The organism is uncultured Treponema sp., from assembly GCF_945873775.1.
GTDB lineage: Bacteria > Spirochaetota > Spirochaetia > Treponematales > Treponemataceae > Treponema_D.
The window spans coordinates 1-23,623 of record NZ_CAMCEC010000020.1 but is presented as its reverse complement, the minus strand read 5'-3'; the positions used below and the strand labels follow the sequence as shown (position 1 = coordinate 23,623).

General features: G+C 47.0%; 36 protein-coding genes. 13 read left to right on the top strand and 23 right to left on the bottom strand.

Annotation, left to right across the window (positions count from 1 at the left end):
• Positions 1-144 precede the first annotated feature (144 nt).
• A complete protein-coding gene (locus Q0N70_RS09555; RefSeq protein WP_294016138.1) occupies positions 145-720 on the bottom strand; it encodes an isoprenylcysteine carboxylmethyltransferase family protein in 576 nt (191 codons plus the stop codon).
• A gap of 359 nt (positions 721-1,079) precedes the next feature.
• On the opposite strand from Q0N70_RS09555, the gene Q0N70_RS09550 reads away from it, so the two are divergent.
• Genes Q0N70_RS09550 through Q0N70_RS09540 form a run of 3 tightly spaced genes read left to right on the top strand, consistent with a single transcriptional unit; the run spans position 1,080 to position 2,590 of the window.
• On the top strand, positions 1,080-1,511 hold the full coding sequence (locus Q0N70_RS09550) for a GNAT family N-acetyltransferase (RefSeq protein ID WP_294016136.1): 432 nt from the start codon (positions 1,080-1,082) through the stop codon (positions 1,509-1,511).
• Entirely contained in the window at positions 1,512-1,964 is a 453-nt protein-coding gene (locus Q0N70_RS09545; RefSeq protein ID WP_294016134.1) for a GNAT family N-acetyltransferase, read from the top strand.
• On the top strand, positions 1,961-2,590 hold the full coding sequence (locus tag Q0N70_RS09540; RefSeq protein WP_294016132.1) for an NUDIX hydrolase N-terminal domain-containing protein: 630 nt from the start codon (positions 1,961-1,963) through the stop codon (positions 2,588-2,590). Before Q0N70_RS09545 ends, Q0N70_RS09540 begins: the two co-directional genes overlap by 4 nt.
• Positions 2,591-2,602: 12 nt before the next feature.
• On the opposite strand, the gene Q0N70_RS09535 is transcribed toward Q0N70_RS09540, so the two are convergent.
• Complete coding sequence (locus Q0N70_RS09535; protein WP_294016129.1) at positions 2,603-3,328, bottom strand: metalloregulator ArsR/SmtB family transcription factor; 726 nt, start codon at positions 3,326-3,328, stop codon at positions 2,603-2,605.
• A gap of 166 nt (positions 3,329-3,494) precedes the next feature.
• Between Q0N70_RS09535 and Q0N70_RS09530 the strand changes: the two genes are divergently transcribed.
• On the top strand, positions 3,495-3,713 hold the full coding sequence (locus Q0N70_RS09530) for a cation transporter (protein ID WP_294016127.1): 219 nt from the start codon (positions 3,495-3,497) through the stop codon (positions 3,711-3,713).
• A 133-nt stretch (positions 3,714-3,846) separates the two neighbouring features.
• Positions 3,847-5,775, top strand: a complete 1,929-nt coding sequence (locus tag Q0N70_RS09525; protein WP_294016125.1) for a heavy metal translocating P-type ATPase — start codon at positions 3,847-3,849, stop codon at positions 5,773-5,775.
• Between the two features lie 297 nt (positions 5,776-6,072).
• On the opposite strand, the gene Q0N70_RS09520 is transcribed toward Q0N70_RS09525, so the two are convergent.
• From Q0N70_RS09520 to Q0N70_RS09505, 4 genes are all read right to left on the bottom strand, one after another.
• Positions 6,073-6,570 (bottom strand): GNAT family N-acetyltransferase, encoded by a 498-nt coding sequence (locus Q0N70_RS09520; RefSeq protein WP_294016122.1) that lies wholly within the window; start codon positions 6,568-6,570, stop codon positions 6,073-6,075.
• Between the two features lie 32 nt (positions 6,571-6,602).
• A complete protein-coding gene (locus tag Q0N70_RS09515) occupies positions 6,603-7,112 on the bottom strand; it encodes a GNAT family N-acetyltransferase (RefSeq protein ID WP_294016120.1) in 510 nt (169 codons plus the stop codon).
• A gap of 122 nt (positions 7,113-7,234) precedes the next feature.
• Positions 7,235-7,672, bottom strand: a complete 438-nt coding sequence (locus Q0N70_RS09510) for an Rrf2 family transcriptional regulator (RefSeq protein WP_294016118.1) — start codon at positions 7,670-7,672, stop codon at positions 7,235-7,237.
• Between the two features lie 54 nt (positions 7,673-7,726).
• Entirely contained in the window at positions 7,727-8,059 is a 333-nt protein-coding gene (locus Q0N70_RS09505) for a helix-turn-helix transcriptional regulator (protein ID WP_294016116.1), read from the bottom strand.
• Positions 8,060-8,184: 125 nt separating this feature from the next.
• On the opposite strand from Q0N70_RS09505, the gene Q0N70_RS09500 reads away from it, so the two are divergent.
• A complete protein-coding gene (locus Q0N70_RS09500; RefSeq protein WP_294016114.1) occupies positions 8,185-9,795 on the top strand; it encodes an SUMF1/EgtB/PvdO family nonheme iron enzyme in 1,611 nt (536 codons plus the stop codon).
• Positions 9,782-10,018, top strand: coding sequence for a hypothetical protein (locus Q0N70_RS09495; RefSeq protein WP_294016112.1), 237 nt, complete (start codon positions 9,782-9,784; stop codon positions 10,016-10,018). Before Q0N70_RS09500 ends, Q0N70_RS09495 begins: the two co-directional genes overlap by 14 nt.
• 133 nt (positions 10,019-10,151) lie before the next feature.
• Here Q0N70_RS09495 and Q0N70_RS09490 read toward each other — a convergent pair whose 3' ends face one another.
• The 15 genes from Q0N70_RS09490 to Q0N70_RS09420 form a co-directional block, all read right to left on the bottom strand.
• Positions 10,152-10,340, bottom strand: coding sequence for a hypothetical protein (locus Q0N70_RS09490; protein ID WP_294016109.1), 189 nt, complete (start codon positions 10,338-10,340; stop codon positions 10,152-10,154).
• Positions 10,337-10,687: a hypothetical protein gene (locus Q0N70_RS09485; protein ID WP_294016107.1), complete on the bottom strand. Its 351-nt coding sequence runs from the start codon at positions 10,685-10,687 to the stop codon at positions 10,337-10,339. The genes Q0N70_RS09490 and Q0N70_RS09485 overlap by 4 nt, the downstream gene beginning before the upstream one ends.
• A 3-nt stretch (positions 10,688-10,690) precedes the next feature.
• Positions 10,691-11,200, bottom strand: coding sequence for a DUF4406 domain-containing protein (locus Q0N70_RS09480; RefSeq protein WP_294016105.1), 510 nt, complete (start codon positions 11,198-11,200; stop codon positions 10,691-10,693).
• A gap of 74 nt (positions 11,201-11,274) precedes the next feature.
• A complete protein-coding gene (locus Q0N70_RS09475) occupies positions 11,275-11,565 on the bottom strand; it encodes a hypothetical protein (protein ID WP_294016103.1) in 291 nt (96 codons plus the stop codon).
• Positions 11,523-11,744, bottom strand: coding sequence for a hypothetical protein (locus tag Q0N70_RS09470; protein WP_294016101.1), 222 nt, complete (start codon positions 11,742-11,744; stop codon positions 11,523-11,525). The genes Q0N70_RS09475 and Q0N70_RS09470 overlap by 43 nt, the downstream gene beginning before the upstream one ends.
• 154 nt (positions 11,745-11,898) lie before the next feature.
• Complete coding sequence (locus Q0N70_RS09465) at positions 11,899-13,236, bottom strand: phage minor head protein (RefSeq protein ID WP_294016099.1); 1,338 nt, start codon at positions 13,234-13,236, stop codon at positions 11,899-11,901.
• A gap of 4 nt (positions 13,237-13,240) precedes the next feature.
• The gene (locus Q0N70_RS09460) at positions 13,241-14,815 is read right to left on the bottom strand and encodes a DUF935 family protein (protein WP_294016097.1); all 1,575 of its coding nucleotides are present in this window, start codon (positions 14,813-14,815) and stop codon (positions 13,241-13,243) included.
• Positions 14,809-16,275, bottom strand: coding sequence for a terminase family protein (locus Q0N70_RS09455; RefSeq protein ID WP_366774674.1), 1,467 nt, complete (start codon positions 16,273-16,275; stop codon positions 14,809-14,811). The genes Q0N70_RS09460 and Q0N70_RS09455 overlap by 7 nt, the downstream gene beginning before the upstream one ends.
• Positions 16,276-16,289: 14 nt before the next feature.
• Entirely contained in the window at positions 16,290-16,853 is a 564-nt protein-coding gene (locus Q0N70_RS09450) for a DUF3486 family protein (RefSeq protein ID WP_294016093.1), read from the bottom strand.
• Between the two features lie 3 nt (positions 16,854-16,856).
• Entirely contained in the window at positions 16,857-17,141 is a 285-nt protein-coding gene (locus Q0N70_RS09445; RefSeq protein WP_294016091.1) for a hypothetical protein, read from the bottom strand.
• Between the two features lie 3 nt (positions 17,142-17,144).
• Positions 17,145-17,525, bottom strand: coding sequence for a hypothetical protein (locus tag Q0N70_RS09440; protein ID WP_294016089.1), 381 nt, complete (start codon positions 17,523-17,525; stop codon positions 17,145-17,147).
• Between the two features lie 76 nt (positions 17,526-17,601).
• Complete coding sequence (locus tag Q0N70_RS09435; protein WP_294016087.1) at positions 17,602-17,877, bottom strand: hypothetical protein; 276 nt, start codon at positions 17,875-17,877, stop codon at positions 17,602-17,604.
• Positions 17,801-18,136 carry a hypothetical protein gene (locus Q0N70_RS09430; protein WP_294016085.1) on the bottom strand — a complete coding sequence of 112 codons (336 nt, stop codon included), beginning with the start codon at positions 18,134-18,136 and terminating at the stop codon, positions 17,801-17,803. The genes Q0N70_RS09435 and Q0N70_RS09430 overlap by 77 nt, the downstream gene beginning before the upstream one ends.
• A complete protein-coding gene (locus tag Q0N70_RS09425) occupies positions 18,114-18,419 on the bottom strand; it encodes a hypothetical protein (RefSeq protein WP_294016083.1) in 306 nt (101 codons plus the stop codon). The genes Q0N70_RS09430 and Q0N70_RS09425 overlap by 23 nt, the downstream gene beginning before the upstream one ends.
• Complete coding sequence (locus Q0N70_RS09420; RefSeq protein ID WP_294016081.1) at positions 18,416-18,976, bottom strand: hypothetical protein; 561 nt, start codon at positions 18,974-18,976, stop codon at positions 18,416-18,418. The genes Q0N70_RS09425 and Q0N70_RS09420 overlap by 4 nt, the downstream gene beginning before the upstream one ends.
• A 476-nt stretch (positions 18,977-19,452) precedes the next feature.
• On the opposite strand from Q0N70_RS09420, the gene Q0N70_RS09415 reads away from it, so the two are divergent.
• Entirely contained in the window at positions 19,453-19,647 is a 195-nt protein-coding gene (locus Q0N70_RS09415) for a hypothetical protein (protein ID WP_294016079.1), read from the top strand.
• Between the two features lie 107 nt (positions 19,648-19,754).
• On the opposite strand, the gene Q0N70_RS09410 is transcribed toward Q0N70_RS09415, so the two are convergent.
• Both Q0N70_RS09410 and Q0N70_RS09405 read right to left on the bottom strand, forming a co-directional pair.
• Positions 19,755-19,967 (bottom strand): hypothetical protein, encoded by a 213-nt coding sequence (locus tag Q0N70_RS09410; protein ID WP_294016077.1) that lies wholly within the window; start codon positions 19,965-19,967, stop codon positions 19,755-19,757.
• 13 nt (positions 19,968-19,980) lie between these two features.
• Positions 19,981-20,742: a LexA family transcriptional regulator gene (locus tag Q0N70_RS09405; RefSeq protein WP_294016075.1), complete on the bottom strand. Its 762-nt coding sequence runs from the start codon at positions 20,740-20,742 to the stop codon at positions 19,981-19,983.
• A 180-nt stretch (positions 20,743-20,922) separates the two neighbouring features.
• On the opposite strand from Q0N70_RS09405, the gene Q0N70_RS09400 reads away from it, so the two are divergent.
• The 5 genes from Q0N70_RS09400 (at position 20,923) to Q0N70_RS09380 (ending at position 23,454) form a co-directional block, all read left to right on the top strand.
• Positions 20,923-21,177 carry a helix-turn-helix transcriptional regulator gene (locus Q0N70_RS09400; protein WP_294016074.1) on the top strand — a complete coding sequence of 85 codons (255 nt, stop codon included), beginning with the start codon at positions 20,923-20,925 and terminating at the stop codon, positions 21,175-21,177.
• Positions 21,174-21,515, top strand: a complete 342-nt coding sequence (locus tag Q0N70_RS09395) for a hypothetical protein (protein ID WP_294016073.1) — start codon at positions 21,174-21,176, stop codon at positions 21,513-21,515. The genes Q0N70_RS09400 and Q0N70_RS09395 overlap by 4 nt, the downstream gene beginning before the upstream one ends.
• The gene (locus Q0N70_RS09390) at positions 21,512-21,784 is read left to right on the top strand and encodes a hypothetical protein (protein WP_294016072.1); all 273 of its coding nucleotides are present in this window, start codon (positions 21,512-21,514) and stop codon (positions 21,782-21,784) included. The genes Q0N70_RS09395 and Q0N70_RS09390 overlap by 4 nt, the downstream gene beginning before the upstream one ends.
• 12 nt (positions 21,785-21,796) lie before the next feature.
• Positions 21,797-22,159, top strand: a complete 363-nt coding sequence (locus Q0N70_RS09385) for a DUF3164 family protein (protein ID WP_294016071.1) — start codon at positions 21,797-21,799, stop codon at positions 22,157-22,159.
• Between the two features lie 164 nt (positions 22,160-22,323).
• The gene (locus tag Q0N70_RS09380; protein ID WP_294016070.1) at positions 22,324-23,454 is read left to right on the top strand and encodes an SLC13 family permease; all 1,131 of its coding nucleotides are present in this window, start codon (positions 22,324-22,326) and stop codon (positions 23,452-23,454) included.
• Positions 23,455-23,623 lie beyond the last annotated feature (169 nt).

The window sequence follows — 23,623 nt, the reverse complement described above, 5'->3', positions numbered from 1 at the left end:
GCCGGACAAAATCCGATTTCCTCTGTTATTATCCAGCTTGACTGGATAATCTTCTGTAGTGAACAAAGATTCCCTTGTCAAGCAAGGGAATGACAGCAGAAGCAAGTAAATGAATGACATTTGAGTTTTTTTTAAAAATCCTTTTTATTTCCGTTTTCCAAGATAGCGGCGGACGTGGTTCTTGTAGTTCCTGTATTCATCGCCAAAGACTGTGGGCAGAAACTTTTCTTCCTGAAGAATCTGCAGGTGAAGCATGACTGCGGAAAAAACTGAAAACGCAAGAAGCGGAATGTTGAAAAGAACCAGCAGAACGCCAAGGTAAGCAAGATCAAACGCCAGGAACGCAGGATTCCGGCTTACGCTGTAGATTCCGCCTGTAACCATTTTTGTGCGGTCATTTTCGGGAATTCCGGCTCTCCAGCTGTCCTTCATAGTAATGACTGCGCACAGAAAAACTGCGTCTCCCAAAAATCCAATCACAACTCCGGCAACTTGAACAGGAAGCGGCAGAACCGGACGCACGGCAAAAACGCTTATAACTTCGGCGGCAACAACGGAATATGTCGCAATCTTCATCAGAAGTTCCGTCCAGAAAAGCGGGGCTTTTTTCTTTCCCACTGCAATCTGGTCGGTGCGGATTCCCTTTTTACGCTGGGCGAGCATTTTTCCAAGATAAACCGAATAAAAAAACACAATTACAAAAAGCGCGGCAAATTTCATGCGCCGAGTATAGCAGAAAATTTGATTTTCGGGTAAATTTAAAACGAAAAAATAACAATGTTAGCTTGTCAAAATCCGTCGCAATGAAATATACTGAAAAAAAACTTTTTATGGGAGAAAGGAATAAAAACTTTGCCTAAGATAGCGTCAAAATTCTTATGGGAGAAAGAAATGAACAAAAAACTTTCAATTTTATACTATTTGGTTGCAGTGGGATTTTTCATCATTTTTATAATAAGAATGCTTAAAAGCGGTTTTTCTAGCAGCGTAGTCTGGCTTTGCTTGGGCACTGCAAATTTTTGCCTAGGCACGTTCTACTTGACCAGAAATAAAAATGACAACGACAAGGGAAATAAGAAATGAAATCAAAATCAACAGAAAATCTTACAATAAAATACAACGAGCTTACGGCATACCAGTTCATCGAGCTTTGGGAAACGGTCTGGGGCGCAGGACCTTCGCCGGAACAAACGGAGCTTGCGATGAAAAACACTCTGTTCCGCATTTCAGTTTTTGACGGCGGAAAAATCGTTGGCATGGCGAGGATGCTCGGCGACTTGGGGCTGGACTATTTCATCAAGGACGTTGTCGTTCGCCCCGAATATCAGAAGATGGGAATCGGCAGGCTTCTGATAGACGAGCTTTTGAACTTCGTCAGAAAAAACGGCGTGAGCGGAACAAACATTTTCGTGGAACTCTGCGCTGAGCCGGGCAAAATTCCGTTCTACGAAAAATTAGGCTTTGACTACGATGAATCACAGCGGCTCAAGCTGATGTGCAAGGCGGAGTAAATGAAAATCAGAGTTATGAAAAAGCGCGACTGGAAAAAATGCCTTGAGTTTTGGCGGAACATTCCGGGCATGGGCTTGAACAGCATTGACGACACAAAGGAAGGCATTGTCCGTTTTCTGCGCAGAAATCCAAAGACGTGCTTTGTTGCTGAAGCAGACGGAATTTTCGCCGGAACGCTCATCGCGGGGCACGACGGCAGGCGCGGCTACATTTACCACACGGCGGTTCTTCCACAATTCAGAAGACGCGGAATCGCAACCGCCCTGCTCCAAGCCGCAACGGACGCGCTGAAAAAACAGGGAATCGCAAAGGTCGCCCTGCTCGTCTTTTCCGACAACGAAAGCGGCAACGCCTTCTGGGAAAAACACGGCTTTGCAAAACGCACCGACATCACCTACAGAAACAAAGTTATCAGTGATGAGGATATGGTAAGAAACAGGGAGGAAAAATGAGCGGGGAAAATATTTGGCTTGACTGGGCGGTGAAACTCCAGAGCATTGCGCAGGCCGGACTGGCTTACGGAAAAGACAAGTTCGACCGGGAACGCTACGAGGAAATCAGAAAAATCGCTGCGGAAATTATTGCGCATAAAACAGAAATTCCGCTCGAAAAAGTGACGGAACTTTTCTGCAATGAAACCGGCTACCAAACTCCAAAAATTGACACGCGGGCTGCTGTTTTCAAAGGCGGAAAAATTCTGCTCGTAAAGGAAAATAACGGAACTTGGTCTCTTCCCGGCGGCTGGTGCGATGTTGACTGCTCAGTAAAAGAAAATACGGAAAAGGAAGTTTTTGAGGAAGCCGGAATCGAAGCGAGCGCGGAAAAAGTTATTGCGGTTCAGGACAGGGAAAAACACAACAAGCCGGTCTACGCCTGGAAAATCTGCAAAATCTTCATTCTCTGCTCAATAAAAAAAGACGGAAAGTTCACAGCAAATATCGAAACTACAGAAAGCCGTTACTTTTCACTTGAAGAAATTTCCAGTCTGAATCTTGCGGAAGAAAAAAATAATCTTGAGCAGATAAAAATGTGCTTTGCCGCTTACGAAAATAAAAACTGGCAGACACAGCTTGACTGAAGAAATTTCCCCTCACCGCTTCTCCTTTTTATACTCGCTCGGAATCATGTTGTAGAATTCCTTGAAGGTCGCGCTGAATTTGCCCTGGCTCTCATAGCCGACCCGCGCGGAAACTTCGCTTATCGAAAGGTCTGTCTTGGCGAGAAGCTCGGCAGCTTTTTCCATGCGGTGCTCCTTGATGTGCGAGGCAAGCGACGTTCCGTAAACATCCTTGAAAACCGTCTTGAGCGTCGTAGTGTTCATGCCGAATCTGCGCGCGAGATCCTCAATCGTGAACCGCTCCGAAATATGCTCGCACATAAAGTCGTGGATTTTTTTCACCGTCTCAATCTGCCTGTCCTGAAATTCCGACTTCTCGTTGATTTTCTCGTGCTTTGTCTCAAAGTCCGGGCAGCTGGTCTGCATCAGCTTTTCGATTATTCCGTGCATCGTGCGGCTCTTTTCCGAATCCGACGCCGAATAAAAAACCTCCTTTCCGTCCCGCCAGCTTTCAATCAGCTCCGCATCTTTCAGGATTTTCAGATGATGAGAGACGGCAGGCGCGGTCATCTCCATAAAGTCTGCGATGTTCAGGACGCACTGCTTGGTGTGGCACAGCAGCATGAAAATCCGCACGCGCACCTCATCGGCAAAAACCGCAAAACATTCCGCAGTCTCCCTAACGGCGTTTCCGTCCGAAAGAATCTCCTTCAGCAAGTCCAGATTGAAATAGTCGTTGTGCCCGTGAACCAGCTTCATTTTCAGCCTCCAATTCAGCGTCCCAAACGGAAATTTGTTTTTCCGAAAAGGAAATAAATCTTCCGCCGCTCTTGCAAATATCCGCCCCGGATTATATCTTGAACATAAAGATTAAACAACCGCTTAATCGAAGGAATAAACATAACCGGATTTTTTGGAGGACATTATGAAAAAGACTTATAAGATTGAAGTTGACTGCGCGAGCTGTGCCCTTAAAATGGAGGACGCGGCAAAGACTGTTGAAGGCGTGAAGGATTCCAGCGTGAATTTCATGCTTCAGAAAATGACCGTGGAATTCGGCGACGGACAGGACGACAAGAAAGTGATGAAGGCGGTCCTCAAGGCGTGCAAAAAGGTCGAGGACGACTGCGAGATTGAGCTGTAAACGCCCGGAAAGATTGTCGGATCAAGTCTGACAATGACATAGGACTTTGTCATTCCCCGACCTGATCGGGGAATCTCTCCGCAAAAGATTGCCGGATCAAGTCCGACAATGACACTTAAATAAGGAAGAATTTATGAAGAAGAAACAGAAGAAAATGCTTGCAAGAATCATCGTGGCGTTCGCGCTGCTTTTGGTTCTGAACGTGCTTGACAGGCTGAACGTTTTCGCCGCCATTCCGGGAAAAGTTCCGCTCAAGATGATTCTCTACGTGACTGACTATCTGATAATCGGATACGACATCCTCAAGAAGGCCGGAAAGGGAATCTGGAACCGGCAGGTATTCGACGAGAATTTCCTGATGGCGGTCGCAACGGTGGGAGCGTTCGCGCTTGAAATCTACAACGCGCACGGAAATCTTCTTCTGATTGACGACTGCAACGAGGCGGTCGCAGTAATGCTTTTCTACCAGATCGGCGAATTCTTCCAGAGCTATGCGGTCGGAAAAAGCCGCAGGAACATCACAGAGCTTATGGACATCCGCCCGGACTACGCGAACATCGAAAAGGACGGAAAACTTGTTCAGGTTGACCCATCCGAAGTCGCGCCGGGAAATGTGATTGTCGTTCAGCCAGGCGAGAAAGTTCCAATTGACGGCATTATAATAGAAGGAAACTCAACGCTGAACACAAGCGCGCTCACAGGTGAAAGCCTTCCGCGTGAAGTCGGCACAGGAACGGAAGTCATCAGCGGAAGCATAAACATGAGCGGAGTTCTCAAAATCAGGACGACAAAAGATTTCGGAGAGTCAACCGTCTCAAAAATCCTTGAGCTTGTGGAGAACGCCAGCTCAAGAAAATCCAAGTCCGAGGAATTCATCTCCAAGTTCGCAAGAGTCTACACGCCTGCCGTCTGCTACAGCGCGCTTGCACTTGCCGTTCTTCCGCCGCTCGTCTGCATCATCGCAAAATCCTCTCCGAACTGGAGCGACTGGATTTACCGCGCGCTCACCTTCCTCGTAATCAGCTGTCCGTGCGCCCTCGTAATCAGCATTCCGCTCAGCTTCTTTGCAGGACTGGGTGGCGCAAGCAAGGAAGGAGTCCTCATAAAAGGCTCGAACTACCTTGAGACGCTCTCAAAGTCAAAAATCGTCGTGTTCGACAAGACCGGAACACTGACCCGCGGAGTTTTTGAAGTTACGGCGGTTCACCACAGCAAAATCGGGGAGGCAAAACTTCTTGAATACGCCGCACTCGCAGAATGTGCGTCATCCCACCCGATCAGCAGAAGCCTTCAGGCGGCCTACGGAAAGGAAATCGACAGGAACAGGGTCGCAAATATCGAGGAAATCAGCGGACACGGAATCACCGCGGAAGTTGACGGACACAAAATCGCTGCGGGAAACCTCAAGCTGATGAAAAAGCTTGGAATCGAGGCTGCGGAATGTCATTCGGTCGGAACGATAATTCACGTGGCGATTGACGGAGAATATTCGGGACACATCGTGATTTCCGACGTTGAAAAACCGACATCCAGGGAAGCTCTTTCCGCGCTCAAAAAATCCGGAGTCGCAAAGACCGTAATGCTCACCGGGGACGCGAAAAAGGTTGCGGAGAAAGTGGCGGCGGATCTTGGAATCGACGAGGTTCATGCGGAGCTTCTTCCGGCGGACAAAGTGAATCAGGTTGAGAAGCTGATTGCGGAAAAAGGAAAGAACGACGTGCTTGCGTTCGTGGGCGACGGAATAAACGATGCGCCGGTTCTCTCGCGTGCGGACATAGGAATCGCAATGGGCGCGATGGGCTCGGATGCCGCAATCGAAGCCGCGGACGTTGTTCTCATGGACGATGACCCGCTCAAAATCGCAAAGGCAATCAGAATATCGCGCAAGTGCATCGGAATCGTCTACCAGAACATCACGTTCGCACTCGCAATAAAATTCGCCTGCCTTGTGCTGGGCGCGCTGGGAATCGCGAATATGTGGCTTGCAATCTTCGCCGACGTTGGCGTAATGGTGCTCGCAGTCCTGAACGCCGTCCGCGCCCTGAACGTGAAGGGGCTGTAGGAAGGATTTCCTGTCATTATCGTAACTGGCTGGCTGTCATTCCCCGTGCGAATCGGGGAATCCAGTTCAACACAAAGATCTTCGGGTCAAGTCTGAAGATGACAACTTTCTTCTGCAATTCTCCAGCATAGCTGGGGAACATTTTCTTGTACCAGCATAATGCATTCCAATGTATCACTGCCATACATTACCTTGTACCAGTTCGGCACATTTTGCTGTACCGCTGCCGCACATTAAAATGCAAGAATGGCGCACATTACATTGTAGCAAAGCAAACTCTAGCAGAATCCCACTGCCCTATTCTAAACTGATTTCCATTTCAATGCTTTTCCAGTGCTCGCCAAGACAAGTGTAAGTCGATTGCGAAACTTCCCTAAATCCGCAGGACTTGTAGCATTTTAGCGCGCCGGGATTGTTTTCAAAAACGCCGAGTGAAACTTTTTTTGCATGCAGATTTTCCGCAGCATATTTTAAGGCAAACTGAATCATTTTCTTTCCCAAGCCATGACCACGTTTTTTGTCGTCAACAATCACAAATCCGAGCCTCACTTCATCACGGTTTTCATTCGGATAACGAATTATAAAATGCCCCGCAACTTCGTTTCCAATGCAAAAAGCAAAAGGCAGAACATCGCCATTTGAGTAAAGTGCATTCATGTCGTCCGCCGTTATCGGAAAATTTTCATAGCGGTCTGCGCACCACTGCCTGAATGCATATTCGTCTTTGAGCCAACTCACTACAGTTTTTGCATCGTTACTTTTATATTCACGCAAAGTTATTTTTTCTAAATCCAATTTTTTACCCTCCTTAATTTTTTTCAAGTGTTTTACAGCCGCATCCACGCAATCGGGTAGGGATTTCCCTGCTCGTCGGTTTCGCTTGTCTTGTACGTCTTGAACCCGAGATTCTCGTAAAATCCTTTCGCTTTCGGATTCTGCTCGTTCACGGTAACTTCCTCCGCCGAAAATTTTTCAATTCCATGCTGAACAAGCATTTTGCCGAATCCTTTTCCGCGTGCGTCAGGTGAAAGAAAAAGCATCTCAATTTTTCTATTCTCGATTCCCATAAATCCGAGCGGGCGGGAATTTGATTTTTCGGAATTTTCATCATCTTCACGCAAAATCAAAAGCGAATCAACATTGCAAATCGCGTATGGAACATATTTCTTGATTTTTAAGATTTCCGCTTTCGACAAAAACGTGTGCGTTGCCCAGACAGATTTTTCCCAAAGCTCAACAAGATTCGCCACGAGATTTTCGGTGCGTTCAGATTTTTTAATTTCTTCTATTAATATTGACATATTTTGGTGATTTTTCACACGCTCCAGTATTTTCATTTTATCGAACTCATTCCTAGCCAGTTTATTTGCTTCTGTAAAATTGTCATTTTCTGACCTGTTCGGATAGTCTATCAACAGATTATTAAATGTTTTCCAGTTAATCTATTTGCGTTTTATGCCTACGCTTTGGCTTTTTCCGCCGCTTCCAGTTCTTTCACAAGGTCAGAAAATTTCACCGTCGCAAGGCTTTGCTCAAACGCTTTCTGTGCGTCTGCAAGGTGCGAGTCGAGAATCTTGTGAATGTTTCCACCCACAGGACACGCCGGATTCGGCTGCTCGTGGAAACCGAAAATATTTTCCTCCATGCTGCCTGAAGCCTTGTAAATGTCAAAAAGCGTGAACGACGACGGCTCCGCAATAATTTCCGCTCCGCCAGTTCCGGCCGCAACGTTCACAAGACCCGCCGCCTTAAGCGAAATGAGCGTCCGCCGGATTATAACCGGATTCACACCCGTGCTTCCTGCGATAAAATCCGAAGTAACTTTTGTTTCCTTTCCGAACCGGTGAATGCACAACAAAGTGTGAACCGCCACCGTAAATTTGCTGCTTACCTTCATATTTAAACTCTACCAAATTTTTGCTGTAACTTCAATTATTACAATAAAACGATTTTATTCCGGCTGATTTTTTTCGAGAATGTCCGCGATTTCTGAAAGAATTTTTCTGTTTGCCGGAGAAAGATTGTTTTTAAGAATTTTTAATTCATCATTCAGATACGAATTTGACTGAACAACTGTGCCGTCAAGCAGCTCTGAAAAATTGCAGTTCAAATATTCCGTTATTTCCGAAAGCGTGTCCAAACTGATTTTTGTAACGCCCCGTTCAAGTTGGCTGACATATCCCACCGAAACCGAAAGCGCCTCTGCCATTTGTTCCTGCGTTTTGCGAAGCATTTTTCGTCTTTTTTGAATCCTCTGTCCTATAGTAAAAAAATCAACAGCCATAACTTTATTAAATATCTATTACTAAAATTTTACAGATACTCACAACTATAATTATAGTTATTACTGTTGATTTATTTTTAAATTTATGATATTTATTTCTTGAATTTGAAAAAGGAACAATCTGAATGAATAATTCTTTTAAATTGAGTTTTTTTATTTTTACAGGCTTTGTCAGTATGTCATGCGAAACGACACGGCTTATTTCTAATTTTTCAGGATATGATTATAAAAATCAGCCTAATCAAAATTTAAAAATTCAGCCTGAATGGGTTACAAAAATTCCTGCTGAAGAAGATACTGTTGATGGAAAAATTTATCATTTTATAGGCTCTTATTCTGCGTCTGAAAAAGAAGCAAACGGAAGCCAATTGGAATTTGTAAGAACCAAGGCAGCGGAAGATGCCAGAATTCAAGTTTCTAATTTTTTGAACAGCGAAATAAAATCAACTGTAAAAGATTTTGTTCAAGAATCGGGTATATCTTCTGATAAAAATATTAACGGAAAGAAAACTTCCATTGAGAACCGAAAATCCGAAGACGAGCTTTACATTGAATCTTATTTCAAATCTTCATCTTCTTTTGGTGGACTTATAAGGCGCAATGAATTTTGGGAATGTCATGAAACTCAAAAGAAAAATGACAGAAAACTTTTTTATAAAAGCTGGATTCATTACACAATAAGCCAAAAAGATATAGACAAGGCAAAATCGGAGCTGGAGCACAAGGAAAAAATTTCAGAAAAAGAAAAGCGGATGTTTGAAGATTATTCTTCACGTTCAAGTTACGTAATCAAGTTGATTCAAAATACAAACTTTTTGGAAAAAGAAACGGAATATAAAAATTTATATTTTGAACTCTGCGAAATAAATTCTGTTTTAAAAGGTTTGACTTATTATAATTCATTGGATTTGGCTGACGAAGAGCGTCGTAAATACGAAACGTGTCTTGAAACAATAAAAAAATCATTGGACGAATTTGACCCGACTGATGTTCAGAAGCAGCAATATCTGTATATAATCAGAACGCAGTCCGCAGAGCTTGAGCAAAAATCTGATTACATACAAAAACTAGAATCTGACATTTCTTTTCTAAAACAAGAAAAATCAGGAATTGTAAAAGAATTTGAAAATCAACTTTCTCTAAAAAATGAAAAAATTGAACTGACAAACAATCTTGCGAAGGAATTTCAAGCTGGAATTTATGATGAAATTTCAGATCTTCAAAAACAGGGAATCCGGCTTGTTTCAACAAATATTTTTGCAGTTTATCCGGCAAAGCCTGAACTAAAAAATTCTGCAAAAGGTTTTCAATATTGCGAAAATGCGGTTACAAACAAAGAATGGATTTCTTTTCTTACAATGAAAGGAAGTCCTGATTATTCAAAGGCAGAAAACGGGCTTGATTTGCCTGTTCAAAATTTGAGTTTTTACGATGCAGCATCTTACTGCAACTGGTTAAGCCGACTTTATGGGCTGCCAGAATTTTATTCCATTGAAGAAAACAACATTACTTTCAACAATAATTCTGGATACAGGCTTCCGTTTGAAAACGAAATCAAAGATGAAAAAATATTTTTAAATTCTTCAGAAACATTTTCTTTCTGGACAAATAATTTTTATGTGTATTCTTGCAACTCTGGAAAACTGCAAGCTCTTTCAGGAAAAATTCCGTCTTCCATGCTAAAAGAAAAACTTGCCGGAATTATAATTGTAAGGTCTAGCGATGAAAATAAATAAAAAGTGCTTTTTTGCAAGTTGTCTGATTTTCTCAATTGCAAAATGTTTTTCAGAAACTGGTACGAATGAAAATACATTTAAAAAATTTCTTGAAAGCAATATTTCTGGTTACAAGGCATATCTTTCAGTTGAAGAATTTTCTGAACTAAAGACATTGCAAGAAACTTATTTTTATCTTTTTAAAAATGGAGAATCAGAGCTTGCTGAAAACATTTTAAATTGAATAAAGCAGTTATATTTTAGGGATTTGGAAGTTATAACGCGGGATTTTCCGGGAAGAGGCGGTTTTTATCGGGAACATAGTGCAAAGCCTTTTCACATTGTGTGATTTTTTCAGAGGCATTTCTGGCTGGATTTCAGTTCACAGATGGCAGAATTTTTGTGCAGAGAATCTTCACATAGGGACTGGAATCAGAATTGTTCAGCATGACATAGCCGACAGCCATTGCGGTGGCTTCGCTCTCATTGACAGCCTCAACATCAGCCTTGCATCTTCGGGATGGGCAGCCGTATTTCTTATAGCAGACTAATATTGAATATCTCATTTTTTCCAGCCGGAGAGGAATTCATAGAATCCCTTAAGGGACTGCGTGTCCTCAAGAATTGCCGTCATGCCGAGGAGAGCGAGATTCCGCTTCTCCCCGGACGTGAGCGTGAGGAAAGCCTGCGCAATCTCATCCTTTGAGGGCTTCCTGTCCAGAGCCTCGAGCGTCTTTCTTTCGTTGAGATTTGACTTTCGTGTCCGGGAGGCTTTTATCCTGCCGAGAAAAGCGTTCGCGCAGCGGCGGCTGCAAAGCCGGACAGTCCTCTTTATCTCGGGAACATCCCCGCGCGGATTTATCGCTATTGAGAAAGAGCCGACGCTTTTTCCGCATATCCTGCACTTTGCCATTTTTTACAGCTCCTTTTCTTTCTGCGTTCTGTAGGCGCAGTTCCCGCAGCCGTACTTTTCATGGCATGGTATGGCTGGAACTTCTGTCTGCGGCGCGGGCATTATTCCCGGCGGAATGTCGGCGCAAAAGTGCCTGAAGCGGCAGCATTTTTCCTTTTCGGATTTACCAGCTCCAGCTTCCGCCGTGCTTTCATCCTTCTGCTCTGAATCTTCCCGTGTGCTTTCGTCCTCATAGAAAATTTTCTTTTTGCAGCTTCTTGCGTACTGGAGCTCCATCCGCGCGCCCTTTGAGACCCGCCAGCCCTTCTGCATATAGACAGCGTCGCACACGTCAATCATCGCGAAGCAGATGTGCATATAGTTGGAATGCGCGAAGCCCTCGTTCGACGCAAGAACAGCCGGAGACATTACGACGCAGCCCTGCTTTCTGAGCTGGAGTTTGCTCTCGTTGAACTTCTTGAATACAAGGGCTTCATCAAGCCCTGTTATTTTTCCCGCGATGTAGACTTTCAATTTTGACCTCTCTTGACTAGCCCGCCGTTTTTTTAGGCGGCAGGCGTTTTTTCTTTTCTCGCCAGAAACAGGCTCTATGAGCCGGTCGCTGCGGTGTTCAGCTTCGCGAAGATTCCGGGATTGACAACCGGGACTGCGACAGAAAGCCCGAAAATTACAATAGCGAAAATCGCTACCGCGAGCCGCGGGACAGAGCTTGCTGCGGCTGATACGACAGCCAGCATGAACGACAAAAGAACCACGGCAATCCAAAGCCAGAAGCTTAAAAGGCATTTAGTCCATTTCTTCATTGTTTCACCTCCTTCCGCTTTTGCGGCTGGATTTATGGGGCAGGACGGACTTGAACCGCCACAGTCGGCTTGCATTGCATTGCGCCGGGTGCGCACCCCGCGCAAACACGACAGCAAATGTACTCTTTGTCGCCGCTTCTCGCGGCATCTGCCCCGATTTCAGAGTATGGACACTGCGGTTCGCAGGTGGTCGCCGCAATGTCCATTGCCTGATGAAAGCGTATGGTGCAAGTATAGAGAATTGAAGCTGCCACGGTGGATTAACAGCGGTTAAAACTCCGGCTTGACTTATGAGGCGGAGAGCCGTATTATGCTGGTAAAAGGTAAGCAAAGAAAGAAACCGAGTATAGGAGCGACGGACGGCTCTACGAGGCGTTTGCAGTTTGGTTCAACTCCAACCGTCTTTGCTTACCTTATTTTTTTTAGCTTCATAATTTCATTGTATTCAGAAATTCCTATTTCATTTTCAGTCGCAATATTCAGATAATACATCGTGTCAACTTTCGGCAGTTTCAAATATCTCTCTGTAGACAAAACATCAACAGCAATTTTCAGGTATCTTGATTCTGTAATTTTTTTCAGAAAGAGAAGATTCTTTTTTTTCTGCCGACTATCCCAATAGACAGGACTGTCTGCTAAATAGTCCATTAAATTTTTCCAGTCTTGCTGAATAGGCGCATTGCCATCATCTGTATGACGACCAGAATATTTTCCGTTCAAAATCAGCCTTTCCTCAAGAACAATTAAGTTTCGGCCGCTAGTTTCGATACCTTCTGTTTTTAGAAATTCGGTTAATTTTTTATCTAAAAATCCGACAGGTGCAGTGTTTTTATAATTTGCTTTGCCATCAATTTTATGCTTGTACGCCTGGTCTACAAAGTCGGAAAGCTGGTCTCTGTAAATCGTTGAGTTCTGCAGTGTCCTGATGACGGAGTCGACGGCTTCGGGCATTTCGTTCTGGGCTTTTTTTAGGCACTCCTGTAGCACAGGAATTGTCCGTCCTGACTGCCCCTGATTCCAGTTGAAGCCGGGCGTTATTCCTTCGGGAATCCGCTCCAGAGTTCCCTTGCGCTCGTTGAAGTAGCTTCTGTAGCTTGGCTTCGGAGCTTCCGTCTGTACTGGCAGTCGCACAGTTTTCCGCGTGTCAGGATTGTACGCCGGAACTCCGTCCCTCTCGTACTTCTGCTTTCTCGCTTCGGTAACTGCGACCGTGTAGCACTTGCAGCCGTAGCCGTTAGGCGGAAAGATGCTGTTCCAAATCGGGTCGTCTTTCGGGCGGATAAGGTTGTTCCACCTCAAATGCTGCTCGCGGTGGCGCAGGCTCGGCCCGATTCTGTACATGAGGTACGGGTGCAGGTCGCTTTCCATCGTGCGGTCGTACTGTCCTTTCTGGTACGCGCTGCGTAGGTTCGTGCTGTAGATTGTTTTCAAGCGGCGGTCGCTTCCGAGCTGCGCGGTTACGGTCTCGCCTGTGAGAGGGTCGGACATCTCCTTATTTCCCCACCAGCCTTTCTGCATGAGCGCGGGCTTCAGCTCCTTCTTGAACTGCTCGAAGGTCGTGCCGTTCTCTATCGCCTTTTCAACCGCTTTTTTTATGTCGGAAAGGACATCAATCTGCATAGTCTTCGCCACAGTGAAAGCCGCGGCGTGCTCCTCGTTCCACACATCTTTGTAGCTGAACGCAGGGCGGAGTTTCTTGTTTTTGATGTATTCAAGTGCCTGTCTTGGAATGAGCCTTTCTGCCATATTTTTACCCTGCAAAATTATTGTCGCCTTTTGCGCGCGCGGAGAAGAACGCAACCGCCATAAGCTCTGCGATTTTGTCAGGACTCCATTCGGACGCGAGCTGCAAAAGTTCAGCTTTGAAACTGTCAAAGTCTGTTGCCTTGTCAGCCGCCTTTTCAAGGACTCCGGCTATCTCGTCGCTTATCGGCACAAGGTCGCCTGAGCAGTCGGCTTCGATGTCGGAGACAAAGCTCGGATCAGATTGGCTGCCCTCTGCTGCGTTCAGCTCCTTCTTTGCGTTCAGTGCCGCCTCGTCTGAAAAGTCTGAAACAGGCATTCTACCACCGATAATCTCGTCCTTCTCCTCCGGCTTTGAAAGCCCGAGCAGGCTTCTGATTTCGTCTGCCCTGACCGTCAGTCCGTGGGGCGCGAGCTTCTCGATTGCGCTTACAACCTGCTCGATGTTCCGCTCGTCGGGCTTGTACAGCACGATTTCGGGATAGCGTTCCTGCTCTCCGAAGTTGAATCTTATGTACGGAACGACAAGCATTGAGTTGAGGGTGTCGGCTATGGCTAGAGCGTCCGCGGCGGCGATGTCCTGCCGGACTTCCTCGTGGACTTCTCCCTGCGCGCGGCTTGAGCCGTCGTCTGTCGTCATTGTCTGTCCGAGCACGAGCTTTGAAATCTGCTTGTCTATCCATGCCGCCATTTTCTGGTAGGCTTCGCTGTTCTCGCTTGAAGTCTTGGACTCTATGATTTCGATTGCCGCCCCTTCTGGAATGACAGCTCCGAAGTCCGCGCCGATTGAGGCGACCGCGCGACGGAGAGTTGCGATGTCGTCCTTTGTCGCCTTGCGGCTGTATTTTCCCAGCCGGATTGGAAAGCCGTAGCGGTCGATGAACGCCGCCCAGCTTGTAACATCGTAGCTTTTGAGCATGAAGTAAAAGAGCGCGGGAAGAGCCAGACCGCCCGCAATCTGTGTTCCGCTGATTAGGTGCGGCTCATGGATTATGAACTTGTTTTGCAAAAGCGGATGAAGTTCGCTCGTCAGCTCATCGCGGAGCATTAAGTTTTGACCAGTTTCCTTGTCGTACTGAAACCAGCGCGGGTCTTTCCATGCGTATTTTCTTGGCTTCCAAGTTTTTCCCAGTGTGTTCCAGTCAATCTCGCAGACGGAGAAGCCTTTTGCCAAAGCGTCGAGCATATCGCGCAGAAGAGGAACAAAGCGCGCGGAGCGGTTCTTTACGATGTCATTCTCAACCGCCTGCGCCATTTCCATGTCGCGCTTGTCGTCGCTCGCAGGCTCGACTCGGATTTCAAGCCCGCACACCGCGTCCTTTCTTGTGGAAAGCACGGAGCGGTAGTGCAAGTCCCTCATCTCCATGTCCTGCGCAAGCTCCAGATATTCCGCAGGACATTCGCCGCTTCTCACATCGCGGAGAATTGAGGCGAGCCTTTCAGGGGACAGCCTGTTTAGAATTGAGAAATCTGACCATGGAGTCCTGTTGGTGTACGGAACTGCGAAAGCCTGCTCTGTTCCAAGCTGTTTTTTTTCATTTTGTCTTGTTTTAGTTTCGTCTTTTTCTGTGCCGTCTACCATTCGTCGTCCTCTTTTTTGAATCTGAATCTGTTCGATGTCTCGACCGCCTCGTATGTCATCTTCTGGTAAGCCGCGCCGTCAAGCTCGTTGTGCGCGTAGAGAGACATTGCCTTTGCTATGCAGCCGTCGCCGTGCCGCTTGCTTCTTTTAGTTCCTGTCCTTTCGGTTATGAGCGGAACGCCCTGAACCAGGCCGACTGCCTTGTAGTCGTCTTTCAGGAACAGGTCGTCTGGAATATTCGCCTTGCCGTCCTCAAAGGCGGTCTTGAGCTTCGGCATATTCTCCGCGTACCAGCCTCTTGTCAGCATGACCTGAAAAATCTGGCCGGGATATTCCTGCGCCATCATCTCGGCAATCATCTGACCGTTTCCGCGCGAGTCGAAAGCCGCTCCGTTGAAATTCTTCAATGTTTCGCAGCACAGCATTATAAGCTGGAGCTGCTGCGCGAACGGCACATTGCGCAGCTCAACTACACACAGCGTGTCTGTGCCTCCGTCCGGAAGCTCGGTGTCGAAGTGAAGAACAGTAAGGTCTCCGCTTCTCGCGAAGTCCTCGCCGAGGCAGACAGGCAAATCTGTTGACTGCAGGACAGGTCTGACTTCCCTGAACCATTTTCTGCATTCCTTTTCGCGCCGCTCTTTTTTCTCGAATGTGAACGAGTCGTCCGCTCCGAACCTGAAGACGCTCTTGTCCTTGACGGCGCAGGAAGCCACCAGCGCGGCAGGAAAATAACGCTCGCCGCTTCGTGCCGGTATGCAGTAAAGCTCTTCTTCAGCCGCGTCCCCGTAGTCCTTTTCCAGCTGTGAGAGCCATTGCCTTTCTTTCTCTTCCGTCCACTCCTTGTCCTTGACCTCGCATATCCGCCTGTAAAGTCCGTCGGAAAGCGCGTCCGCAATCGTTGTGTGGTGAAGCGAGTAGTCCTTTCCGCCTGAATGAATCTGCTGGATTAAGATGTTGAAAGGATTGTCGTCGCCGTTGTGTGTGGATAGAATCGAGACCGAGCCTCCCCACATCAGGAGAGCCATCGCAGCCTTGAGAAGCTCCGCTAAATCGTCAACGAAAGCCGCCTCGTCAATGACGACATGGCCCTGCTTTGAGCGGAGCGAGCGGGGAACGCTTGGCAGTCCCCAAATCTCGAAGCCGGAGTCGAAGCGGATTCTGTAGACCATTATGTCCTTGTCCTCGTCGCTGACAACTTCTTTCTCCATGTCGGAGCAGGCGATTCCGAGAATGTGCGCCCAGAACGCGCAGTCGTTGATGAACTGCTGCGTCATCTCTTTTGAGTAGGAGAGATAATAGCAGTTCATTCCGCCTGCAGGTTTCGACATCATGGCTGTAAGAACGCAGCTCAGCGCCTCGACATAGGACGCTCCGATGCGCCGTGATTTTTCCCACACCTTCACAAGTGCCTTGTCGAGAATCCATGACTTCTGGTACGGCAGCAGGACTGCCTTGCCCATTGCTTCCTGTATTGTCATTTTTCTGTAATGCTGAATATCTCAGCGAGGATTGCTTCTTTTGTTTCCGCCGTCACGCCTTTCTGCCTGCAGACGGTCTCGACCTTTTCCGCGGCTTCTTTCTGGACTGCGGCTTTGATTTCAGCCTCGCGCTGGGCGTTCAGCTTTTCCGCCTGCTCCAGCTCCTTGATTGCCCGCGACACCTTGTAGATTATGTCGGCTAGATTTTCAGGCTTTATCTCTCCGTCAGAGTCTTTGAGCTCCTCAAGCTCGGTTGTCAGGTCGAACACCATCAGCTTGATGTACTCGTTCACGACTTTTCCGAGCTTGTTGCGGTTTTCCGTTCCGTATTTTTCGATGTACGCGTCCGCAACCTCGCGCGCCTCGCGTGTTTTGGCGGCGAACCTGTCCATGCGGAGCTTGTAGCGGTTGACGCTGCTTCTGCTTACCACATTTCCGCCAGCCTCGGAGTTTATCAGAGCGACAATTTCTTTCTGGGTGACCGCAGGATTTTGCAATAGCTCGATGAGCTTTGCGCGGAGATTTTCTGGAAGCCTGTCGATGCTGGATTTCTGACCCATCGCCTAGTCCTCCACAGGCAGGTCTACGCCGTCCTCGCGGGCGAAGCCTAGAGCCACTTCCTGTCCGTGCTTCGTGAGCCTCATTGTGAGGAGGGTCTCGTCAAGCCTTTCGGTTGTAACAAGCCCGCGCTGTTCAAGCCACAGGCAGAGCGCGTTCACTTTTTCGAGCGGAAGCGTGTGTCCGTAGACACGCAGAAGCCTTTGAGCCATTTCATTTGATAGGGTTATGTTCTTCTCGATTCCCTGAAGAATGAGAATTCTCTGGTTTCCGATAAAAATGTCTTTCACTTGCTAGCTCCTCGGCGTGTTGTTTATGAACCAGCCCTGAATCTGCTTCAGGATGTTGTTCATTCCCTTCATCTCGCCCTCGATGTTTGAGAGCCGCTGCCCGAGATTGAGGCTTACATCCCGCTGCAAGTCCGAGACAATTTTTTCAAGTGCGGCAATCCGCCTCTCAAGTTTTTCCGACTTCGCGATTGAGCCTTCGCGCACCTCGTCAATTTCAGTCCGCGCGTTGCTCTCGGCTTCCTTTATCTTCGCGTCTGCCTGCTGCTGGATGGACTTGATTTTATCCTCCATCTTCTTGCTGTATGCTTTCCAGATGCCCATGAAGAACCCGCTGACAGCGATAAAGCTTCCTACACAGGTCAGGACGAATTTTGCTATTTCCATATTTGCTCCGTTTAGGGAATGTTACCAGAAAAAAAGAACGCCTGCGGTTTAACAGGCGTTAAAAGAATCGCTGGGTTCAGTTCTGAAGCCGTATTGTCAAGCCGAAGCCGCCTCCGGCAATGAAGCCCACTCCAAGTCCGCCGAAGGCGCACAGCCATTTTTCTTTTTTCAGCCGCGTGGTTCTTGCCTCTTCCTGCAGGAATTTTGCGCGCCAGTATTCTGCGTCAGGGGCGGCGGCGAGCAGCCCCTGCTTGTAGCCCTCGCTGAAGGCTTCGTCAATCGCCAGTTCCGCCTCCTGCTCCACAGCCTGAATCATCGCCAGAACCTGAGAGCCTGTGTAGCTCCTCGCCAAGTCTATTCCGTATCCGTTCCCGGAATCCGGCTGCGATTCTGTCCTTTTCTGCGCGTAGCTCGCCTGCGTTGCCAGCAGCAGAGACAAGAGAGCCGGCAGGAGTGCTTTCAATCTCATTCTTCTTTTCCTCTTTTGCCTTTTCCGCCTCGCCGTCCTTTTCGCTTTCAGCTTTTCTGAGAAGCAGCGCGCCTGTCAGAATTCTGAGCGCAAGCAGTTCGATGAGCGCGAGTGCTGATTTAATCTTTTGAAGTGCTTTCATCCATTCCCAGCCATGTCCTGATTTTTCTGTAGATTGCCTCGTAGCCGAATACGCTCACGGCGAAAATCGTTGCCCAGTAGAAAGGTGTCTGCCGCCAAGAGAAGAACTCGCCGAAGGCAAGAAGAGCGGATTCAAGGAGGCTCAGCGCGGCCGGGATATAAATTCTGTAGCCTTTGAGCCTGTCATTCCTGTCCGCCTTCTTGATGAGCTCCGTGAGAATCACCGTCAGGAATATCGCGGCGATGACCGCCGCAGGCAGCAGCCTGCTTAAATCAATGTTCATGCGTTGCCTCCGTGGAAGTCCTCTATGACCTCGTCCCCGATTTCATCTCCAGCCTTTACGCCCTCTCGTTTGAGGACTGCGTTCAGCTCCGACAGGTCTTTGGATGACAGGATGAAGCACCCTGCCGACCATGCGTAGTTTGTGTCCTTTCCGAGCTTGAAGCTGTACTTGTCGTGGATTAGCCAGCGTCCGTTCTGGAATCCGCCGTCGGTTGTCTGCATTGCGTTCCTGCCGATTTGCTGTCCGTCAAGGTCTGCAGTGCTTGTGATTGCGTGGATTTCGCCGTGGAACTTTCTAGGCTCGGCGAAGCATCGGACTGTGAATTTGCCCTCGGCGACTGTGTCGCCGTGCGGAAGGCGGTCGCCCGGCTTCATGTCTCCGAAGCAGTAGTTCGCGACTGTCTGCGCCCGGCACTGGAAAAGAGTCCTTGAGCCGTCCAGAAGAGCGAGCAGGTCTAGGCTGTTGTTCTTCCAGTTGTTCTCAAAGCTGTCGGGCTTGTCCGGGTCTGCCCTGAAATTGTAGCTTTTGCGGTTTCGCCGTATTTCAAATTTTAGCATTGTTCACCTCTGCTCTTTATGATAGCAGGGCGGGATTGCGGGCATGGCTTAACAGGGGTTAAAAGAGAAAGGCGGCTTGAAAAATATATTTTTTGAATAAAAGTATTGACGAAAGAATCAAATAAAAGTATATTAAAACCATCAGGAGCGTTGCTCCGTAGTTCATCTTTATTAAAGGGAGTATGCGATGACTGAACGGATAAAAAAAGCCTTGAAGACTGTGGTTGTGGAAGTCTACAAGGCATTCGTTCAAATCCTTATAGGTGTGGCTCTGCTGGTAATCAGCAGGTACATCTAACGGGTGCGAGGCTGGGCTGGTGTGACGGCCGCCCAGCCTTTAGTGAATAGTATACTCCCTAGGGGGCGGATATGTCAATCAAGCTGAAGGCATTCTTGAGAATCACATTGGAGTCGGTTTTCCGTGGAATCATCATGGGAATTGTTGTCGTTATTATTTCCAGAATCTGGGGGTAGCCATGCCGAGAGGCGGAAAAAGGGATGGCGCAGGGCGGCCTGCTGGAAGCCTGGGGACTCGCAAGGAAAATCCCCTTTCTGTTCAGGTTGCTGTCCGGCTTACCGAGAGCGAGAAGAAGCGTCTTGAGGAGCTTGCGGCGCAGAGCGGTCTTACAGTAAGCAAGTACATTCACAAGGTTTTGGCTGAGCGTTTTTAACAGCTGTTAGTGTGAGCAATTTACGCCTTATGCTGTATTCTTCATGGCGTGTATGTGTCGGATGCAGGATTCCATCTTGCATCCGTTTTTTTATTTCTTGCAAATTCTTACGGTCTGCATACTTTGCAGGCTTCATAGCCTGCTCTTATGGCTTCCTCTTTTGTCAGCGTTGTTATAGCTGAACTTTTGATTGTCCGGCAGTTCGCCGTGTGGTACTTCCTGCCTTTTGCGCTTACGCAGACTTTCGCGCTGCTCTGAGAAAACAAAAGCGCGGTTAGAAGCATCAGCGCGACGCAGAGCGCGGCTTTAGTCTTTTTCATTTGAAATTATCTCCTAGTATGGATTTCTGTGAAGCCAGCTGACAACTTTGCCATGTATACGCAATAGCAGTTCAGCTTGTTCATAAGTGATTATTTCAGGATTCGGATAACGTTTTGCATTCTCTGAACTAATGACAATTTTCCGCTCTATTGGTCTGTATTCAAGATGCTTTACCCGGACATCAGTTCCAATGCTTATAACATAGACCCCGTCGCCTTCAATTTGAGTTCGGTCAAAAATAGCAAAATCACCATTGAACAAATTCATATCTGTCATGCTGTCGCCAACGACACGCACAATTCCGCAGTTTTTAGGATTTGCTCCGCCCAGCATTTCGAGAACAATAGGAATATATTTGTCTATTTCCTGTAGTTGAGTTTCGGGCTGACCGCGACCAGCCGCAGCTGTCTGAGAGAACACTGGAAGCAATACGAGAGCGTCCATATCACTTTCTTTTGCTGAAAAAGTAACTCCTGTACCATGTTTTAATTTAAATATACCAAAGCCGTTATCTTTTTGATTTTTCTCTGACTCTCTTAAAACATCATCTGGTACAATTGATTTTTCCTTTTCTTGAAAAAAATCTCTTGTAATTCCTGGCACATCATATCCCATGCTCGATAGCGCAAGCATAGTTGCCATTTTTGGGCGAGTTTCCCCCATTTCATAAGCTGACCAAGTACGTTGAGAAACACCGATTTTTTTAGCAAATTCTGCTTGTGAAACACCAGAATTTAGCCGAATTTGCTTCAAAATTTCTGCTAAATTTTCCAAAAAAACCTCTATTTCTAGCATTTTCTTCTTGATTTTTTAGAAGTTTCTGCTATACTTTAATTATCGGCAATAAATAATGATTTATTAACCGACTACAAAAAAGCCGAAAGAAAAGGCTCTGCAAAACTGATTCTTTCGGCATAAAACACAGCGCAAGGGAAATCCTTGCAAGGAGTATTTATGGATTATACCACAAGAAGCCCTTGTCTGCAAAGATTGGACGCGAACAAGGGAAAATGGGTCAATTACCAAATCAGGCTTCGCGGACTTACGCAGACAGACATCGCAGTCCGCGCAGGCTGTTCCCAATCGCAAGTCTCAAATGTGCTGGCTGGTCGCACTTCCTCATCAAAAGTATATGCCGTGCTTTGCGGCATTCTAGGATTAACAACTGTCGGCGAACTGCTGGTAGTTTCCAGAAGGAGCGCGGCATGAAAAAAAGCGACCTAATCAGAGCCACGGATTGTTTCAAGGCGTTTGACAGCTTCAACAACCTGTTCTGCAATTCATGGCTAGTAGGCATTCTTGCAGCTTCAAAAGCCTTATATCACCGCATCACCATCGGCGATGCTATTGAGCTGTTCGGTGAAAATGCAGGAGTTGCCATTGATTTGCTTGCAGCATTCAGCAGCATGGCTGAAACATACGGCATCAAAGATATAGGACTTTTTGTTACCGTAGAAAACAATCAATTTCTAAAGGAAAACAACTATGGCAGAAGCAACAAGAGGCGCGGCATGAAAAAATCAGACAGGGAGATATACAGAAAATGAAATGGGACTTTTCAAATCCGATGTTTCCGAAGCCTGCGGCTGAAAAACGGAGCAGCCTGCAAAGGTGGCAGGCAGACCTTGAGCGGACAAGAATCCAGTTCGGGAGACTGCTCCACAACACGCCAAGAACAAATGTGCGGTGTCTTGAGTGGAGCGGACATAACGCCTGCGTGGATATTGTGTTCAACAACGGCTTCCGCAGAACAGTCAGAGTTGAGGGCGATTCATCGGCGGCATTTATGAAAGACATTTTGAACAAGATTTTTTAAGGAGAACCGACTATGGCAAAAGAAATGAAAGAACAGTTTTTGGAAGACGCGCAGGGGCAGCTTGTCCCTATAGCGGCAGTAAAGCCGATTGACCTGAAGCGGCACGAGGCGGTCACCTCAATTATGGCTGACACATTCAAGGAGCGTGACAGGCTCGTCGAGTTCAAGAAGTCAATCTGGCTCCGCGTGCAGGACTTCCTCGCGGAATCAGCAAAAGACAGCGGCGCAAGAAAGTTCGGCGGACCGAAAGGCAATGTGACGCTCACGAGCTTCGACGGCAGGTTCAAGGTGATGGTCGCCGTGAACGACACAGTCCAGTTCAACGAGAAGCTGCAGGTTGCAAAACAGCTGATTGACAAGTGCATCGCAACGTAGCACAGGAATGACAAAAGGCAACCTGTCATTGCTGGGCATAGACCCGGCAATCTCTCGTGTCATTTCCAGTCATACCCCTCGCGACGTTTGCAACACAAAACAACAATTTGTGATACAATTGCAACGAATCGCTCGAATCTTCAAAATCAAAAAAGGTAAAAACAATGTCAGCAGGAAAAATCTTTCAAAAAATATTCAGCTGGTGCAAAAAGGAAATTATATTTTGCATCACGTTTTTGTTCGCGCTCGTTTCAATGCTCTTTGTAAAGCCGGACGCAAAATACATTTCGTACATCGACTTTGGAACGCTTCTGACGCTTTTTTCGCTTATGGCGGTCGTTTCAGGCTGGCGGCGGACAGGGCTTTTCGGCACGCTTGGAAACATCGTCTGCCGTAAAGTTCATGGGCAGCGCGGACTTTGCCTTACGCTTGTCCTGCTCTGTTTTTTTTCAAGCATGATTATCACAAATGATGTCGCGCTTCTTACGTTTGTTCCGTTTGCGGTTGTCCTGCTTTCAAAAACGAGCGGTTTTCTTCTATTATACATCGTTGTGCTTCAGACTCTTGCGGCAAATCTTGGAAGCATGATTACGCCGATCGGGAATCCGCAGAACATTTTTCTGTTTTCAAAAATGCAGCTCGGCACAATTCAGTTTATGAAAATCATTTTTCCGTACACGTTGCTTTCCCTTGTGCTTCTGATTTTTTCAACTCTGATAATAAAGAACGAAGAAATGCAGATTGAACGGCAGGAAGTTGAAACCGGCGGCTCAGGCTTCACTGGAAAAAACATTCTGTACACCGCGCTTTTTATTCTGTGCCTGGTTTCGGTTGTGAATGTGATTCCAAAATGGGCGGCGGCAGTTCTTGTTGCTCTTTGCGTTTTTATTTCAGACAGAAAGATTTTCTGCAACATCGATTTTATGCTGCTTCTGACATTCACGGCGTTTTTCATTTTCACAGGAAACATCGCACGGCTTGAAAGCGTGGACAGTTTTCTAAAACGGATAACAGGCACAAACGAATTTGCCGTAAGCCTTGCGTTCAGCCAGGTGATAAGCAACGTTCCCGCAACGCTTTTGCTTTACCCGTTTGCGCAGAATACAAAAGAACTTCTTCTTGGCGTGGACATCGGCGGACTCGGAACACCGGTTGCCTCTCTTGCAAGCCTAATAAGTCTGAAACTCTACACGCAGGAAAAAGGCGGCACCGCAAAATTCCTTGCAGTCTTCACACTGATGAACATTATTTTTCTAGCCGCCCTCTGCGCAATGAAAGCGGTTTTACAAGGGTGACGGAAAGAAAACGAAACGTACCAAGTGGAAAAAGAGTTTTTAGATTTGCTTACGAGAGCTATAATGCAAAATCGATAATATAGAAAAACTGTACTTATTATATAGGCAGAGTGACTAAGCTAAGCCCTTTGTCCAGACATTTTGTCTGAAAAATAACGAATTTTATGCA

Coding starts and splice junctions, on each gene's coding strand:
- Q0N70_RS09380 (WP_294016070.1), top strand. CDS start 22,324: ATGTCAGCAGGAAAAATCTTTCAAAAAATATTCAGCTGGTGCAAAAAG.
- Q0N70_RS09515 (WP_294016120.1), bottom strand. CDS start 7,112: ATGAAAATACTGGAGCGTGTGAAAAATCACCAAAATATGTCAATATTA.
- Q0N70_RS09415 (WP_294016079.1), top strand. CDS start 19,453: ATGCCGAGAGGCGGAAAAAGGGATGGCGCAGGGCGGCCTGCTGGAAGC.
- Q0N70_RS09530 (WP_294016127.1), top strand. CDS start 3,495: ATGAAAAAGACTTATAAGATTGAAGTTGACTGCGCGAGCTGTGCCCTT.
- Q0N70_RS09450 (WP_294016093.1), bottom strand. CDS start 16,853: ATGGGTCAGAAATCCAGCATCGACAGGCTTCCAGAAAATCTCCGCGCA.
- Q0N70_RS09425 (WP_294016083.1), bottom strand. CDS start 18,419: ATGAACATTGATTTAAGCAGGCTGCTGCCTGCGGCGGTCATCGCCGCG.
- Q0N70_RS09545 (WP_294016134.1), top strand. CDS start 1,512: ATGAAAATCAGAGTTATGAAAAAGCGCGACTGGAAAAAATGCCTTGAG.
- Q0N70_RS09485 (WP_294016107.1), bottom strand. CDS start 10,687: ATGGCAAAGTGCAGGATATGCGGAAAAAGCGTCGGCTCTTTCTCAATA.
- Q0N70_RS09460 (WP_294016097.1), bottom strand. CDS start 14,815: ATGGTAGACGGCACAGAAAAAGACGAAACTAAAACAAGACAAAATGAA.
- Q0N70_RS09390 (WP_294016072.1), top strand. CDS start 21,512: ATGAAATGGGACTTTTCAAATCCGATGTTTCCGAAGCCTGCGGCTGAA.
- Q0N70_RS09395 (WP_294016073.1), top strand. CDS start 21,174: ATGAAAAAAAGCGACCTAATCAGAGCCACGGATTGTTTCAAGGCGTTT.
- Q0N70_RS09495 (WP_294016112.1), top strand. CDS start 9,782: ATGAAAATAAATAAAAAGTGCTTTTTTGCAAGTTGTCTGATTTTCTCA.
- Q0N70_RS09385 (WP_294016071.1), top strand. CDS start 21,797: ATGGCAAAAGAAATGAAAGAACAGTTTTTGGAAGACGCGCAGGGGCAG.
- Q0N70_RS09475 (WP_294016103.1), bottom strand. CDS start 11,565: ATGCAAGCCGACTGTGGCGGTTCAAGTCCGTCCTGCCCCATAAATCCA.
- Q0N70_RS09535 (WP_294016129.1), bottom strand. CDS start 3,328: ATGAAGCTGGTTCACGGGCACAACGACTATTTCAATCTGGACTTGCTG.
- Q0N70_RS09465 (WP_294016099.1), bottom strand. CDS start 13,236: ATGGCAGAAAGGCTCATTCCAAGACAGGCACTTGAATACATCAAAAAC.
- Q0N70_RS09555 (WP_294016138.1), bottom strand. CDS start 720: ATGAAATTTGCCGCGCTTTTTGTAATTGTGTTTTTTTATTCGGTTTAT.
- Q0N70_RS09500 (WP_294016114.1), top strand. CDS start 8,185: ATGAATAATTCTTTTAAATTGAGTTTTTTTATTTTTACAGGCTTTGTC.
- Q0N70_RS09490 (WP_294016109.1), bottom strand. CDS start 10,340: ATGAGATATTCAATATTAGTCTGCTATAAGAAATACGGCTGCCCATCC.
- Q0N70_RS09540 (WP_294016132.1), top strand. CDS start 1,961: ATGAGCGGGGAAAATATTTGGCTTGACTGGGCGGTGAAACTCCAGAGC.
- Q0N70_RS09440 (WP_294016089.1), bottom strand. CDS start 17,525: ATGGAAATAGCAAAATTCGTCCTGACCTGTGTAGGAAGCTTTATCGCT.
- Q0N70_RS09510 (WP_294016118.1), bottom strand. CDS start 7,672: ATGAAGGTAAGCAGCAAATTTACGGTGGCGGTTCACACTTTGTTGTGC.
- Q0N70_RS09525 (WP_294016125.1), top strand. CDS start 3,847: ATGAAGAAGAAACAGAAGAAAATGCTTGCAAGAATCATCGTGGCGTTC.
- Q0N70_RS09550 (WP_294016136.1), top strand. CDS start 1,080: ATGAAATCAAAATCAACAGAAAATCTTACAATAAAATACAACGAGCTT.
- Q0N70_RS09410 (WP_294016077.1), bottom strand. CDS start 19,967: ATGAAAAAGACTAAAGCCGCGCTCTGCGTCGCGCTGATGCTTCTAACC.
- Q0N70_RS09455 (WP_366774674.1), bottom strand. CDS start 16,275: ATGGGCAAGGCAGTCCTGCTGCCGTACCAGAAGTCATGGATTCTCGAC.
- Q0N70_RS09430 (WP_294016085.1), bottom strand. CDS start 18,136: ATGAAAGCACTTCAAAAGATTAAATCAGCACTCGCGCTCATCGAACTG.
- Q0N70_RS09420 (WP_294016081.1), bottom strand. CDS start 18,976: ATGCTAAAATTTGAAATACGGCGAAACCGCAAAAGCTACAATTTCAGG.
- Q0N70_RS09505 (WP_294016116.1), bottom strand. CDS start 8,059: ATGGCTGTTGATTTTTTTACTATAGGACAGAGGATTCAAAAAAGACGA.
- Q0N70_RS09400 (WP_294016074.1), top strand. CDS start 20,923: ATGGATTATACCACAAGAAGCCCTTGTCTGCAAAGATTGGACGCGAAC.